Annotated in this window: 14 protein-coding genes; all 14 read left to right on the top strand. The window is 58.5% G+C overall.

Going from position 1 to position 14,200, the window contains the following annotated elements:
• The first annotated feature begins 5 nt into the window (after positions 1-5).
• A complete protein-coding gene (locus AD928_RS11765; RefSeq protein ID WP_043550655.1) occupies positions 6-569 on the top strand; it encodes a NuoB/complex I 20 kDa subunit family protein in 564 nt (187 codons plus the stop codon).
• Complete coding sequence (locus tag AD928_RS11760) at positions 562-1,227, top strand: NADH-quinone oxidoreductase subunit C (RefSeq protein WP_062250759.1); 666 nt, start codon at positions 562-564, stop codon at positions 1,225-1,227. Before AD928_RS11765 ends, AD928_RS11760 begins: the two co-directional genes overlap by 8 nt.
• Positions 1,224-2,507: an NADH-quinone oxidoreductase subunit D gene (locus tag AD928_RS11755; RefSeq protein WP_062141875.1), complete on the top strand. Its 1,284-nt coding sequence runs from the start codon at positions 1,224-1,226 to the stop codon at positions 2,505-2,507. The genes AD928_RS11760 and AD928_RS11755 overlap by 4 nt, the downstream gene beginning before the upstream one ends.
• A complete protein-coding gene (locus tag AD928_RS11750; protein WP_062250757.1) occupies positions 2,504-3,145 on the top strand; it encodes a complex I 24 kDa subunit family protein in 642 nt (213 codons plus the stop codon). The genes AD928_RS11755 and AD928_RS11750 overlap by 4 nt, the downstream gene beginning before the upstream one ends.
• Before the next feature lie 11 nt (positions 3,146-3,156).
• Entirely contained in the window at positions 3,157-4,485 is a 1,329-nt protein-coding gene (gene nuoF / locus AD928_RS11745) for an NADH-quinone oxidoreductase subunit NuoF (RefSeq protein WP_062250755.1), read from the top strand.
• A 5-nt stretch (positions 4,486-4,490) separates the two neighbouring features.
• Entirely contained in the window at positions 4,491-6,590 is a 2,100-nt protein-coding gene (gene nuoG / locus AD928_RS11740; protein WP_062250753.1) for an NADH-quinone oxidoreductase subunit NuoG, read from the top strand.
• A gap of 6 nt (positions 6,591-6,596) precedes the next feature.
• Entirely contained in the window at positions 6,597-7,625 is a 1,029-nt protein-coding gene (gene nuoH, locus AD928_RS11735; RefSeq protein ID WP_062141871.1) for an NADH-quinone oxidoreductase subunit NuoH, read from the top strand.
• Positions 7,625-8,113, top strand: a complete 489-nt coding sequence (gene nuoI, locus AD928_RS11730; protein WP_043550664.1) for an NADH-quinone oxidoreductase subunit NuoI — start codon at positions 7,625-7,627, stop codon at positions 8,111-8,113. Before nuoH ends, nuoI begins: the two co-directional genes overlap by 1 nt.
• Positions 8,114-8,149: 36 nt before the next feature.
• Entirely contained in the window at positions 8,150-8,866 is a 717-nt protein-coding gene (locus tag AD928_RS11725) for an NADH-quinone oxidoreductase subunit J (RefSeq protein ID WP_082779876.1), read from the top strand.
• Entirely contained in the window at positions 8,863-9,186 is a 324-nt protein-coding gene (gene nuoK, locus AD928_RS11720) for an NADH-quinone oxidoreductase subunit NuoK (protein ID WP_043550666.1), read from the top strand. The genes AD928_RS11725 and nuoK overlap by 4 nt, the downstream gene beginning before the upstream one ends.
• Positions 9,187-9,194: 8 nt before the next feature.
• A complete protein-coding gene (gene nuoL, locus AD928_RS11715; RefSeq protein ID WP_062250751.1) occupies positions 9,195-11,135 on the top strand; it encodes an NADH-quinone oxidoreductase subunit L in 1,941 nt (646 codons plus the stop codon).
• Between the two features lie 63 nt (positions 11,136-11,198).
• The gene (gene nuoN, locus AD928_RS11710; protein ID WP_062250749.1) at positions 11,199-12,641 is read left to right on the top strand and encodes an NADH-quinone oxidoreductase subunit NuoN; all 1,443 of its coding nucleotides are present in this window, start codon (positions 11,199-11,201) and stop codon (positions 12,639-12,641) included.
• Positions 12,638-13,402, top strand: a complete 765-nt coding sequence (locus AD928_RS11705) for a biotin--[acetyl-CoA-carboxylase] ligase (protein WP_062250747.1) — start codon at positions 12,638-12,640, stop codon at positions 13,400-13,402. The genes nuoN and AD928_RS11705 overlap by 4 nt, the downstream gene beginning before the upstream one ends.
• Positions 13,386-14,198 (top strand): type III pantothenate kinase, encoded by an 813-nt coding sequence (locus AD928_RS11700; RefSeq protein ID WP_062141866.1) that lies wholly within the window; start codon positions 13,386-13,388, stop codon positions 14,196-14,198. The genes AD928_RS11705 and AD928_RS11700 overlap by 17 nt, the downstream gene beginning before the upstream one ends.
• Positions 14,199-14,200 lie beyond the last annotated feature (2 nt).

Below are 14,200 nucleotides of genomic sequence, written 5' to 3'. Positions count from 1 at the left end.
CGCCGATGTCTGCAAATCCGCAAGACGAAACCATTCTGTGGAATCGTGAAGCCCTTCCACCCGGACCGGAGCAGGATGCCGTGGTGCGAGGCATTACGGGCGCCATTGCCGAGAAGGGCTTTGTGGTTGCCAATCTGGACAAGCTGGTCAACTGGGGGCGCACAGGCAGTCTGTGGCCCATGTCCTTCGGGTTGGCGTGCTGCGCTGTAGAGATGATCCACGCCTATATGCCCCGGTACGATCTGGACCGCATGGGCATTATCCCGCGCGGTTCGCCCCGGCAGTCGGACGTGATGATCGTTGCGGGCACGCTGACCAACAAGATGGCCCCGGTGCTGCGTCGGCTCTATGAGCAGATGGCAGAGCCGCGCTGGGTCATTTCCATGGGCTCCTGCGCTAACGGGGGAGGGTATTACCACTACTCCTATTCCGTGGTGCGTGGGTGTGACCGGATTGTGCCGGTGGACGTCTATGTGCCCGGCTGCCCACCTACGGCAGAAGCGCTGATTTACGGCATCATGCTGCTTCAGAAGAAAATTCGCCGCACCGGGACCATTCTCCGTGGTTGATGCGCGTCTTTCCTCTCCGCAGCAGGTCAGCCTTCAGGGGCGCCTCGGGGCTCTGGCCTTCACCTTCTCCACAGCCTGGCCAAACGTTTCATCCGCTGCGCTGGAGAAGGGTGAACTGGTGGTCCGCACGACCCGGGATCAGCTTGTGCCGCTCATGACCTTCCTGCGGGACGATCCACAGTGCCGGTTTGAGCAGATGATGGATTTGTGCGGGGTGGACTATCCCAGCCGGGCCGAGCGGTTTGACGTGGTCTATAACCTGCTTTCCGTCACGCTTAACCAGCGCATCCGCGTGATTATCACCACGGATGAAGTTGCGCCGGTAGCATCCGTTTCAGGCCTTTGGCCGTGTGCGTGCTGGTGGGAGCGGGAATGCTACGATCTGTTCGGCGTGCAGTTTTCCGGCAACCCGGACATGCGGCGTATCCTGACGGATGACGGGTTTGAAGGCTACCCGCTGCGCAAGGATTTCCCGCTGACCGGCTATGAGGAAGTGCGCTACGACGTGGCAAGCCGGCAGGTGGTGAAGGAGCCTGTCTCGCTTGCGCAGGATTTCCGTAATTTTGATTTTGTTTCCCCATGGGAAGGCATGCTGACCTTGCCGGGGGATGAGAAAGCGCACGAGGTCCGGCAACATATCAGGAGGTCACGCGGATGACAGACGCGGACAAAGGCATCCTGCTGAATGACGCAGACGCTATTCTGCGGACGGATATTCCGGAAAGCCTGCTGCCGGAGCAGCAGGTGGAAGCGCGGGAACGCAAGACGCTGGAGATTGATTCCCATGCGCTGAATTTCGGGCCGCAGCATCCTTCCGCACATGGCGTGTTACGCCTTGTGCTGGAAATGGAAGGTGAGCTTGTGGCGCGCACGGTGCCGCATATCGGGCTTCTGCATCGTGGCACGGAGAAACTGATAGAATACAAAACCTATCAGAAAGCGCTGCCCTATTTTGACCGGCTGGATTACGTCTCTCCCATGTGTGAAGAGCAGGCGTTTGCGCTGGCGACGGAAAAGCTTCTGGGGATTGAAATTCCCGAACGTGCCCGCTGGTTGCGGGTGATGTTTGCGGAAATCACCCGTGTTCTAAACCACATTTTGAATATCACAGCGCTTGGTCTGGATTGTGGCGCGGTGACGCCTGCTCTGTGGGGGTATGAAGAGCGTGAAAAGCTGCTGGAGTTTTACGAGGCAGCTTCCGGCGCGCGCTTCCATGCCAATTATTTCCGCCCCGGTGGTGTGGCACAGGATCTTCCTGCGGGGCTGGAAGATAAAATTGGCGCATGGGCCAAAGAATTCCCGGCATGGATTGATCAGCTGGAAGGCCTGCTGACGGAAAACCGAATCTGGAAACAGCGCACGGTCGGGATTGGCGTTTTCACAGCCGAGCAGGCACTGGCCTGGGGATTTAGTGGCCCCTGCCTGCGGGCCTCCGGCGTGCCGTGGGACCTGCGCCGCACGCAGCCGTATGACAACTACCATAAGGTGGAATTCAACGTGCCGGTGGCCCGTCATGGGGATTGCTATGATCGCTATCTCGTTCGTGTTGCGGAAATGCGCGAGAGCGTCAGCATTATTGAGCAATGTCTGAATCAGATCCGCCCCGGGGACGTCAAAGTGCAGGACCCAAAATTCAGTCCGCCACCCCGTGCGGAAATGAAGCGCTCCATGGAAGCGCTCATTCATCACTTCAAGCTGTTTAGTGAAGGATATCATGTGCCGCCGGGGGCCACGTATACCGCCGTGGAAAGCCCGAAAGGTGAGTTCGGGGTGTATCTGGTGGCTGATGGCAGCAACAAGCCATATCGCTGCAAAATCCGCCCGACAGGTTTTGCGCATTTGCAGGCTCTGGATGAACTGTCCCGCCGCTCCATGCTGGCCGATATGGTGGCGGTTCTTGGCTCGCTCGATCTGGTTTTCGGGGAGGTTGACCGATGAATACACACCGGACACCGCAGGAACAGCCTGATAGCTTTGCTTTCGATAGTGCGTCCGAGGCGGAAATTGTGACTGTGCTCGCCAAATATCCTGAAGAGCGCAAAGCCAGTGCGGTTATGCCGCTGCTCTATATTGCTCAGCGGCAAATGGGGCGGGAAACCGGAAGTGCATGGGTGCCTGTGGCAGCTATGGATGAGATTGCGCGTCGGCTGGAAATGGCCGCCATCCGGGTTTATGAGGTGGCGTCTTTCTACACCATGTTCAACACAAAGCCTGTGGGCCGCTACCATTTGCAGGTTTGCACCACAACGCCATGCTGGCTGCGGGGTTCAGATGATGTTGTGGCAGCCTGCAAGCGTGCGACCGGCATTGCGGGTTTTGGCGAGACCAGCGCAGACGGGCAGTTCACCCTGACACAGGTGGAGTGTCTCGGCGCGTGTTCCAATGCGCCTATCCTGCAGGTTGATGATGATTTTTATGAAGACATGGACGGCCCGCGCACTGTGGCGCTGATTGACGCGCTGCGCAAAGGGGAACGTCCGCCTGCCGGCCCGACAATCAACCGTTGCGGCTCTGCTCCGGAAGGCGGCCGTAAGACGCTGATGGATTCTGTCCATTCGATTTCTGAAAACAAGTAGGAGAGACGGGCATGTTGCAGGACAAGGACCGGATCTTCACAAATCTCTACGGCCAGGATGACTGGCGGTTAGAGGGCGCGCGTAAGCGGGGAGACTGGCAGAATACAGCGGAGATTCTGGCAAAAGGGCGGGATGCCATTGTTGCGGAAATGAAGGCATCCGGCCTGCGCGGTCGCGGCGGAGCCGGGTTCCCGACCGGGCTGAAATGGTCCTTCATGCCCAAAAAGTCCGATGGCCGGCCGCATTACCTGGTGATCAATGGCGATGAGTCAGAGCCGGGAACCTGTAAAGATCGTGAAGTTCTCAGGCATGAACCGCATAAGCTGATTGAAAGCGCACTGATTGCCTCTTTCGCCATGGGCGCGCATGCCGCCTATATCTATGTGCGTGGCGAGTTTTTTAATGAAGCCGTCCATCTTCAGACTGCGGTGGATGAAGCCTATGCTGCCGGACTGATTGGCAAAAATGCCTCTGGATCCGGTTGGGATTTTGATTTCTTCATTCATCGCGGTGCCGGAGCGTATATCTGTGGGGAAGAAACGGCCCTGCTGGAAAGTCTGGAAGGCAAAAAAGGCCAGCCACGGATGAAGCCCCCATTCCCCGCCGGGGCTGGGCTTTATGGGTGCCCGACCACCGTGAATAACGTGGAGAGCATTGCCGTGACCTCCACCATTCTGCGGCGGGGGGCGGCATGGTTCGTCGGGCTGGGGCGGCCTAACAATGCGGGTAGCAAGTTGATGGCCATTTCCGGCCATGTGAATACGCCATGTGTTTTTGAAGAAGAACTTGGGGTGCCGCTGAAAGAAATTATCGAAAAACATGGCGGTGGCGTTCGGGGTGGCTGGGATAATCTTCTGGCCGTCATCCCGGGCGGATGCTCGGTTCCGGTTTTGCCAAAATCCGTGTGTGAAACTGTGCTGATGGATTATGACAGTCTGCGCGCAGAGCGTTCCGGTCTGGGCACGGGCTGCATGATTGTCATGGACAAATCGACCGACATTATTGAAGCCATTGCCCGGTTCTCACGCTTTTTCAAACATGAAAGCTGCGGGCAGTGCACCCCGTGCCGGGAAGGAACCGGCTGGATGATGCGCATGATGGATCGGATGGTTCAGGGCCGGGCGGAACTGGATGAAATTGACCTGCTGGAGCAGGTGACCCGTCAGGTAGAAGGCCACACCATTTGCGCGCTGGGTGATGCCGCCGCCTGGCCAATTCAGGGTCTTATCCGCCATTTCCGGCCGGAAATGGAAGAACGCATCCGCCAGTATAAGGCAGCACATGGCGGCACGGGGCTGGTGCAGGTGCCAGCCTCCGGCGTGCCAGTGGCTGCGGAGTAAACGCTATGGTGAGGGTGATTGTTGATGGCACTCCTGTTGATGTGCCAGCCGGTTTCAGCGCCTTGCAGGCCTGTGAGGCTGCGGGCAAGGAAATTCCCCGCTTTTGCTATCATGAACGGCTTTCCGTAGCCGGTAACTGCAGGATGTGCCTTGTGCAGGTGGTGCGTGCGCCTAAGCCAGTTGCCTCCTGTGGCTTCCCGGTTTCGGAGGGGATGGAAATCCTGACGGACACTGAGATGGTGCGTCGTGCCCGCCGTGCGGTGATGGAGTTTTTGCTGATTAATCACCCGCTGGATTGCCCGATCTGCGATCAGGGTGGTGAGTGTGATTTGCAGGATCAGGCCTACGGGTATGGCACCGGGGTGTCTCGCTATCACGAACCCAAGCGGGCGGTAACGGATAAAGACCTCGGTCCGCTGGTCAAAACCGTGATGACGCGGTGCATTCAGTGCACACGCTGTGTGCGCTTCACCACGGAAGTGGCAGGAACGCCGGAACTGGGGATGGTCTCCCGTGGCGAAAATGCGGAAATCACCACCTATGTAGAAAAGGCGCTGACGTCAGAACTATCTGGCAACCTGATTGATATCTGCCCGGTGGGCGCGCTGACGGCCAAGCCCTCCGCCTTTCATGCCCGTTCCTGGGAATACAAAAAGACGGACAGCATTGATGTGATGGATGCTGTTGGCACCAACATCCAGATTCAGGCGCGTGGCGGTGAGGTCATGCGGATTGTGCCGCGCGTGAATGATGAGGTGAATGAAGAATGGCTGTCTGACAAAGGGCGTTTTTCAGTTGATGGCCTCAAGCGCAGGCGGTTGGATCGCCCGTGGGTGCGGGTGCATGGCAAACTGATGCAGGCGTCCTGGCAGGAGGCTTTTGTATCTCTCGCACGGCGTCTGGATGGGGTTTCTGGCTATCAGATCGGTGCTATTGCGGGGGATCTATGTGACGCGGAAAGCCTGTGTGCTCTGAAAGACCTGATGACGTCTCTGGGCTCGCCCAATCTCGACTGTCGTCAGGATAACGCCTGGTATGACCTCAGTGCGCGGGAAGGCTATCTGTTTAACAGCGGCATTCTCGGCATAGAGGAGGCCGATGCCCTTCTGCTGGTGGGGACGCATCCTCGGCATGAGGCTCCGGTGCTGAATGCCCGTATCCGTAAACGCTTTCTGGATTCCGGGCGCGGTCGCTTCCCGATTGCCATGATCGGACACCCGCTGACGGACCCAACCTATCCGGCTGAGTTGCTTGGGGATGGGCCAGAGGTTCTGGAAAAGCTTCTTGATGGTAGTCATCCTTTTGCCGAAACTCTGCAAACCGCAAAGCGGCCCATGATTATCATCGGTCATGGCGCGCTGACCCGCCCTGATGCATCAGCTATTTATGACGCCTGTAAAAAACTGGCCATTCAGACCGGCGCGATTGCAGAGGGCTGGAACGGGCTTAACGTCCTGCACACTGCGGCCTCACGCGTTGGCGCGCTGGACCTCGGCTTCCTGCCCGGCACGCGCGGGCGCAACGCCAGCGGCATGCTGCGGGGGGACGTTGATGTTCTCTGGCTGCTGGGTGCTGATGAATTCCCGGTTGATAAAATCGAGGCTGACACGTTCGTGGTCTATCAGGGCCACCATGGCGATGCTGCCGCGGCCCGCGCCGATATCATCCTGCCGGGTGCGGCCTATACGGAAAAACCGGGCACGTATGTCAACACGGAAGGCCGCGTGCAGCGGAGCTTCCGGGCTGTTTTCCCGCCGGGTGAGGCGCGGGAAGACTGGCGTATTCTTCGCGCTTTTTCTGAAGTGATCGGCAAAACACTGCCCTATGACACGCTGGATGCTCTGCGGGACAGGATGGCAGAGGTCAATCCGATCTTCCGGCAGATCGGGGCTGTTGCTCAGCCGATTACGCAGATTGAAGGGCAGGGCGTGTCCGCACCGAGTGTGCCGGCGGTTTCCGCCGCGCAGGAGGAGGGGCTTGCTGCAAGCGCTTTCAGACCGGTGATGCAGGATTACTACCAGACCAACCCCATCAGCCGGGCCAGCCCCACCATGGCGGACTGTTCCCGTGTTTACGGGCCTGTGCGTGCAGTAGCGGCGGAGTAAGGGCGAATGGCGCAGTTTTTTTATCATACGCTCGCAGGCCAGATTATTCTGATGCTGCTGGAAACACTGGCCGTTCTGGTGCCGTTGCTGATTGCCGTGGCGTATCTGACGCTTATGGAGCGCAAGGTGATGGCGGCCATGCAGCGTCGGCGCGGGCCGAATGTGAACGGCCCGTTCGGGATGTTTCAGGCATTTGCCGATGCCATCAAGATGATTATGAAGGAAACGGTTATTCCCGCCGGGGCAAACCGGGCGCTGTTTCTCTTTGCACCGTTTCTCACCTTTTCTCTCGCCATGCTGGCCTGGGCAGTTATTCCAACCGGAAACGGTCTGGCCGTGGCGGATATCAATGTTGGCATTTTGTATCTGCTCGCCATTTCCTCGTTGGGGGTTTACGGCATCCTGATTGCCGGGTGGGCATCCAATTCCCGCTATGCCTTTCTGGGTGGGCTGCGGTCTGCCGCGCAGATGGTCTCATATGAAGTGTCCATTGGGCTGGTCATTGTCTCGGTCCTGCTGGCCGTAGGCAGCCTGAACCTGAATGATATTGTGCTGGCCCAGCGCCATATCTGGTTCTGTGTGCCAATGTTCCCGATGTTTATCGTCTTCTTCATTTCGGCGCTCGCGGAAACCAATCGTGCGCCGTTTGACCTGCCGGAAGGCGAGAGTGAACTCGTGGCCGGGTTCTTTGTGGAATATTCGTCACTGGCCTTCGGTCTCTTTTTTCTTGGTGAATATGCAAACATGATCCTGATGTCAGGCATGATTAGCATTCTGTTTCTGGGAGGCTGGCTGCCACCGCTAGGGCTGGCGCCCTTTACATGGGTACCCGGACCGCTGTGGCTGATTTTTAAAATCTTGTTTTGCCTCTTTGTGTTTATCTGGATCCGGGCAACATTTCCCCGCTTCCGGTATGACCAGCTGATGCGTCTTGGCTGGAAAGTCTTCCTGCCGCTGTCACTGGTCTGGATGATTGCAACGGCTGGTTTCCTGATGGCCACAGGCCTGTTGCCACAGGTAGGAGGCGTAAACTGATGGGCGCTTTAACACGCACGTTCCGCTCGTTCCTGCTGACAGAACTTGTCGGTGGGATGGCTTCAACATTCAAAATGATGTTCCAGCCGAAGGTGACGCTGAACTACCCGTATGAAAAAGGGCCGCTTTCGCCGCGCTTTCGCGGGGAACACGCCCTGCGGCGTTACCCGAATGGGGAAGAGCGCTGCATTGCCTGCAAGCTTTGCGAAGCTACGTGTCCGGCGGAAGCTATTACGATTGAGGCGGAAGAGCGCGATGATGGCTCCCGCCGCACCACGCGTTACGATATCGACATGACAAAATGCATCTATTGCGGTCTGTGCGAGGAAGCCTGCCCGGTGGATGCCATTGTCGAAGGGCCCAATTACGAATTCGCTACAGAAACACGGGAAGAGTTGCTCTACGACAAGGATAAGCTCCTTGAAAATGGAGACCGGTGGGAAGCCTTGCTAGCCCGTCGGCTGGAATACGATGCCCCGTATCGTTAACCCCGTGCAGCCCCGGCTGGGGCAGGAGGCCGGCTGATGTTGGCGCAGGTTGTTTTTTACGTTTTTGCCGCCGTGTTGCTGATGTCTGCGGGTATGGTCATTAGTGTGCGCAACCCGGTGCATGCAGTGCTGTTTCTTATTCTGGCGTTTTTCAATGCATCCGGACTGTTTCTCATCGCTGGAGCCGAGTTCCTGGCGATGCTGCTGGTCATTGTCTATGTCGGCGCGGTGGCGGTCCTGTTCCTGTTTGTCGTCATGATGCTGGATGTTGATTTCACGCAACTGCGGGAAGGCTTGCAGCGTAACGCGCCTATCGGGGCGTGTGTTGGGGGCATCCTGTTTGCCGAGCTCGTTATGGCTATGAGCAACTGGAGCATGGCTCCGGCCAGTGCGGGGGGAGCAGTGCAGGCGGCTCCCGGCCTGACCAACACGGCGGCTTTGGGCACGCTGATCTATACCCACTACGTGTTGCTGTTTCAGGCCTGCGGGCTGGTGCTTCTCGTCGCCATGATCGGGGCTATTGTGCTCACCCTCCGTCAAACCGGTAGCGGGCGTCGGCAGAATATCGAAAAACAGCATGCACGCACACGTGAAGAGACGCTGGAGCTTGTGCAACTGCCACTTGGCGAAAACGTGTTGGAGCAGGGTGGTTTTCTGCGCCCCCGAACCTCGTATTACGAAATTGCTGCTCCCGGCTCTTACGGTTCTGATGAGCAGCGCAAAGAGGCGGAAAAAGAGGAGACTGGCGCATGACACCGGCAATCGCTCCTATCGGGCTTGGGCCTTATCTTGTGGTCAGTGCGGCGCTGCTGGTGCTGGGGGTGCTGGGTATTTTTCTTAACCGGAAGAATATCATCATCATCCTGATGTCCATGGAGCTCATTCTTCTGGCGGCCAATCTGAATTTTGTGGCGTTTTCCTCCGCGCATGGAGATCTCTCCGGGCAGGTGATGGTGCTGTTTGTGCTCACCATTGCCGCAGCGGAAGCCGCCATCGGGCTGGCGATTGTCACGGTGTATTTCCGTAACCGTGGCTCGATCCAGGTCGAAGACGTCACGATGATGAAGGGATGAGCGGACTCATGCAGACCGATCTTCACCTGTTTGCCGCAGCCGTGACTCTGCCTCTGGCGGGTGCCGTTGTGGCAGGGCTCGGTGGCCGCCTGATGGGCGACACTGCGGCCAAAATCGTGACATTGCTGTGCATGGGCATGGCCACCCTGTGCGGGGTGGGAGCGCTGTATGGCGGCTGGACCTCCGGCTTTGGCCCCTCTGCCGTGCCGCTGGCGGACTGGATCAATGCGGGCGGCTTTCACGCCACATGGACCCTGCGGTTCGATACGCTTTCCGTGACCATGACGGCCATGGTGCTGTGCATCTCGCTGCTGGTTCACTGCTACAGCCTTGGCTATATGAGCCATGAGAGCATGCCGGTTTATCGGTTTTTTGCGTATCTCTCGCTGTTTACCTTCGCCATGCTCATGCTGGTGTCGTCCTCGGACCTCATTCAGCTGTTTTTCGGGTGGGAAGGGGTCGGCCTCGCCAGTTATCTGCTCATTGGCTATTGGTATGACCGTCCGGCCGCCACGGCTGCGGCCATCAAGGCTTTTGTGGTCAACCGCGTGGCAGACTTGTTTTTCCTCGTCGGGATTGGCCTGATTTATGTCCAGTTCCAGTCCGTGCGGTATGAGGACATTTTCGCCGCTGTGCCGCAGGTTGCCGGGGCACCGTACACGCTGTTCGGGCAGTCTTTCCGTATGGTGGAAGTCATCAGCTTCCTGCTGTTTGTCGGGGCCATGGGGAAATCAGCACAGCTCTTTCTGCACACATGGCTGCCCGACGCCATGGAAGGCCCAACCCCTGTCTCGGCGCTAATCCACGCAGCCACCATGGTGACGGCTGGCGTCTTCCTGATGGCGCGGATGTCGCCCTTGCTGGAGGTTGCACCGAACACCCGCCTGTTCGTGATATTTATTGGTGCCACAACCTGTTTTTTTGCCGCCACGGTCGGCATGGTGCAGCCGGATATCAAGCGGAGCATTGCCTATTCCACCTGCTCCCAGCTGGGGTATATGTTCGCGGCTGTCGGCGTGGGAGCGTATCAGGCGTCCGTTTTTCACCTGACAACACATGCCTTTTTCAAAGCGCTGCTGTTCCTGGGAGCCGGTTCCGTGATCCATGCCATGCATGATGAACAGAACATGTTCCGCATGGGCGGGCTGTGGAAAAAACTGCCGCTGACGTATGCGGTGATGTGGATTGGTAGTCTGGCGCTGGCCGGCGTGTTCCCCTTTGCCGGCTACTGGTCCAAAGACGCCATCCTCAACACGCTTTGGGCGGCGGATAGCGGCATGAGCCATTATGCGTGGACGCTGGGCGTCATCACGGCCTTCCTGACAGCCTTCTACAGCTGGCGTCTGATCTTTCTGGTATTCCACGGTGCGCCAGCGGATGCACAAATGCGGGACGCCGCGCATGAAAGCCCGCTTTCCATGACTATTCCGCTGGTGCTGCTGGCAATCGGCTCTGTGGTGAGCGGGATTGTGCTGGCTCCGTATTATATTGGCACGCAGCAGGCCGCGTTCTGGCAAGGCAGCATCTTCAATGCGCCGGATAACAGCATCATGGAAATCTTTGAGCATGTGCCGGGACTGGTGGCGCTTCTGCCTTCTTTGGTCGGGCTGGCGGGTATTGCTGTAGCGTATGTGTTCTATATTGCCAGACCGGATCTGCCGGGAGCGCTGGCTCGCTCCTGTGGCCCTCTTTATCGGTTCCTGCTCAACAAATGGTATTTTGATGAGCTGTATGACCGCATTTTTGTCCGGCCTTATACCGCCCTCGCCCGTATTCTCTGGAAAGACGGCGAGGAAGGGGCGGTTGAAGGCCTCCCGCGTGATCTGGTGCAGGCGACGGCCAATGGCGCGTCTGACGCTATCCGTCTGCAAACCGGGTCTATCGCGTTCTATGCGTTCACCATGCTGGCGGGGTTGGTCGTGGTACTGACCGTAGCCCTCTGCGGGTGAGGAGACTGAAATGACCCACGCTGTCTTTCCTGTTTTCTCCTGCTCTGAACGGAGTGCCGAGCCATGAGTGCTGCATCGGTTAACTGGACGCTGGCTCTGCCGGAAATCGCGCTCGCACTGGCGGGGCTGGTTATTCTTGTGTTTGGCGTCTTGCAGCGGGAAGGGAAGGGCATTGTGTCCTGCACCCTGCTGACGGTCGCGGCGTTTGTCGGCTGTGGTGTGCTGGTGGCCCTCTCGCCCGATGGCATGGCCTATGCAGGTACCTTTGTGAATGACGGCTTTGCCCGCTTCATGAAAATGCTGGCCCTGCTTGGCGGGCTGGTAGCGCTGGTGCTGACCCTCAGCTACCGCACGGAAGAGCGCACGCCGCTTCCGTTTGAAACGGGCGTGCTGATCCTGTTTTCAACCCTCGGCGCGCTGATCATGGCGTCCTCCGCCAATCTGATGACGCTGTTTGTCGGGCTGGAGCTGTCCTCGCTCTCCATTTACATCCTGTGCGCGCTGGAGCGGGACGATGTCACGTCCTCCGAGGCCGGGCTGAAATATTTCGTTCTTGGGTCTCTGGCGTCCGGTCTGCTGTTGTATGGCATGTCTCTGATCTATGGGTATGCGGGGACCATGGCCTATACCGGGCTGATTGCCGCCATTCAGCAAACAGCTACGCTGCCCACGGGGCTGATGGTCGGCCTTGTGTTCCTTGTTGTGGGGCTGAGCTTCAAGCTCTCGGTTGTGCCATTCCATATGTGGACGCCGGATGTGTATCAGGGGGCGCCCACGCCCATCACTGCCTATATGGCAGGCGCTCCCAAATTTGCGGCCTTTGCGCTGTTCCTGCGCGTGATGAGCGGCCCGTTTGGGTCTATGGCTCCGCGCTGGCAGATCCTGATTGAAACGCTGTCTATCCTCTCTATGGTCTACGGTGCATTTGCTGCCATTCCGCAGACCAACATCAAACGGCTGATGGCCTATTCCTCTATCGGCCATATGGGCTACGCGCTCATGGGGTTAGCGGCGGCATCCACCAACGGCGTGCGGGCCACGCTGGTCTACCTGGCGGCCTATCTGGTCATGAATGCCGGGGTATTCGCCGTGATTACGGCCATGCGTCGCAGAGGGCATGAAGTGACCTCCATTTCTGACCTGGCCGGTCTGGGCCGGACAGACCCCGGACTGGCGGCTGCGCTGGCGGTGTTCATGTTCAGCATGGTCGGCGCGCCGCCGCTGGCAGGTTTTTTCGGGAAACTGATGGTTTTTGCCGCTGCATGGCAATCCGGCCTTTACGTTCTGGTGGCGATCGGGGCAGTCTCAAGCGTTATTGGTGCGTATTATTATCTGCGGGTGGTGAAGGTGATGTATTTTGATGCCTCTGCGGAGGGGCTGGACCGGCCAGCACGCAGCCTCTTGTTTGTCTCGGGTAGCATGGGGCTGGCGACAGTATTCTTTATTCTCGCTCTTGGCCCGCTGATGGCTATGGCCCGACAGGCTGCTCTGGCCCTTGGCGGATGAGTGAGCCGACGGCAGCCTGGCGGCTGGAATGTTATGAGGAACTGACGTCCACCTCCGATGTCTGTCTGGAACGCGCCCGCACCGGAGAAGCACCGGGGCTGGCGCTTCTGGCATTGCGCCAGACAAAAGGGCGCGGTAGCCGGGGGCGCAACTGGGCCAATGCCGGGCAAAGTCTTGCCTTTTCTGTTCTGCTGGATGCGGGGCAGGCGGGGCTGGACGCACTGGGGGGCTGGCCCTTTGTGGCGTCTCTGGCGTTTTTTGAAGGGCTGGCGACCAGCGTTCCCGCGGCGCGAGACCGGCTGATGATCAAATGGCCGAATGATATTCTGCTGGACGGCCAGAAGCTCGGTGGCATCCTGATTGAGCGGGAAGGGCCGATGCTGGTTATCGGTATGGGGGCCAACCTCGTGCAGCCGCCGGAGGAAGCGCAGATTGGCCGGAGAGCGGCCTCTTTAGGGCAGTGTGGCCCGGTCCCGCCGCCTGCTGATGTGGCCCGCGCCATTCTCGCGCAGCTGGCGCACTGGTGTGCTGTCTGGCAGCAGGATGGCTTTGCCGTTTTGTGTGCGGAATGGCGGAAACGTGCACATCCTGTGGGCACGCCCCTTGTCGTAAGCGGCGGGACTACTTATGAAAAGGGCCAGTTTGCAGGGCTTGCCGCTGATGGACGGCTTCTGCTTGAGACGGAACAGGGCATGAAAACGATCGCAACAGGGGATATCCTGCTGGCAGAACAGGGGGCTGACGTTGCTTCTCGTCATTGATGCTGGCAACACGAATGTCGTGTTTGCCGTGCATGATGGCGAAAAATGGCGGGGTGTCTGGCGCATTACCATGCAGGCCCAGCGCACGTCTGATGAGTACGCGGTCTGGCTGCTGGCCCTGCTGAAGATGCAGGGGATTGCAGCGGATGATATTGAAGGCGCTGTGATTGGCACGGTGGTGCCCGCAGCACTCTACCATCTGCGCACCCTGTGTCGCCAGTGGTTTGCGGTGGAGCCGCTGCTGGCGTCCGCCCGGCTGGACTGGGGATTTTCCATCAAAATGGATAATCCGGACGAAGTTGGCGTGGACCGGCTTTTAAACGGGCTTGCGGCACACCATCTGTACGGTGGTCCGTTGACGGTGATTGATTTTGGCACCGCCACAACCTTTGATGTGGTGGATGCAGAGGGCAGCTATTGCGGGGGTGTAATTGCACCGGGCATCAACCTTTCGGTTGAGGCTCTGCATCAGGCAGCCGCACGGTTGCCGAGAATAGGAATTGGACGCCCGGCGGTGGATTCCGTCATTGGGCGTAATACAGTGGCCGCTATGCGGTCAGGCGTGTTCTGGGGTTACGTGGGTTTGATCGAGGGGATCGTCGAGAGGATCAGGCAGGAAGTCGGGCAAAACATGAAGGTGCTCGCAACTGGCGGTCTGGCTCCGCTCTTCTCGGAAGGCACAACGGTGTTTGATCACGTGGATTCAATGCTGACCCTTAACGGGCTGCGGATATTGGCGGGGCGGAATCCCTTGCCGCGTCTCACAATCGAAAAAGACTTTTTGACAGAAGGGTAGTA

Origin of the sequence: Acetobacter cerevisiae (assembly GCF_001580535.1) — a bacterium.
Classification (GTDB): Bacteria; Pseudomonadota; Alphaproteobacteria; order Acetobacterales; family Acetobacteraceae; genus Acetobacter; species Acetobacter cerevisiae.
Note: the sequence above shows the minus strand (reverse complement) of the source record. Positions and strands in the feature narration are given on the sequence as shown.

What these genes read in the sequence shown, in the direction of transcription:
- AD928_RS11765 (WP_043550655.1), top strand. Translation starts at nt 6, where the DNA reads ATGTCTGCAAATCCGCAAGACGAAACCATTCTGTGGAATCGTGAAGCC.
- AD928_RS11755 (WP_062141875.1), top strand. Translation starts at nt 1,224, where the DNA reads ATGACAGACGCGGACAAAGGCATCCTGCTGAATGACGCAGACGCTATT.
- AD928_RS11750 (WP_062250757.1), top strand. Translation starts at nt 2,504, where the DNA reads ATGAATACACACCGGACACCGCAGGAACAGCCTGATAGCTTTGCTTTC.
- nuoF (WP_062250755.1), top strand. Translation starts at nt 3,157, where the DNA reads ATGTTGCAGGACAAGGACCGGATCTTCACAAATCTCTACGGCCAGGAT.
- nuoG (WP_062250753.1), top strand. Translation starts at nt 4,491, where the DNA reads ATGGTGAGGGTGATTGTTGATGGCACTCCTGTTGATGTGCCAGCCGGT.
- nuoH (WP_062141871.1), top strand. Translation starts at nt 6,597, where the DNA reads ATGGCGCAGTTTTTTTATCATACGCTCGCAGGCCAGATTATTCTGATG.
- nuoI (WP_043550664.1), top strand. Translation starts at nt 7,625, where the DNA reads ATGGGCGCTTTAACACGCACGTTCCGCTCGTTCCTGCTGACAGAACTT.
- AD928_RS11725 (WP_082779876.1), top strand. Translation starts at nt 8,150, where the DNA reads ATGTTGGCGCAGGTTGTTTTTTACGTTTTTGCCGCCGTGTTGCTGATG.
- nuoK (WP_043550666.1), top strand. Translation starts at nt 8,863, where the DNA reads ATGACACCGGCAATCGCTCCTATCGGGCTTGGGCCTTATCTTGTGGTC.
- nuoL (WP_062250751.1), top strand. Translation starts at nt 9,195, where the DNA reads ATGCAGACCGATCTTCACCTGTTTGCCGCAGCCGTGACTCTGCCTCTG.
- nuoN (WP_062250749.1), top strand. Translation starts at nt 11,199, where the DNA reads ATGAGTGCTGCATCGGTTAACTGGACGCTGGCTCTGCCGGAAATCGCG.
- AD928_RS11705 (WP_062250747.1), top strand. Translation starts at nt 12,638, where the DNA reads ATGAGTGAGCCGACGGCAGCCTGGCGGCTGGAATGTTATGAGGAACTG.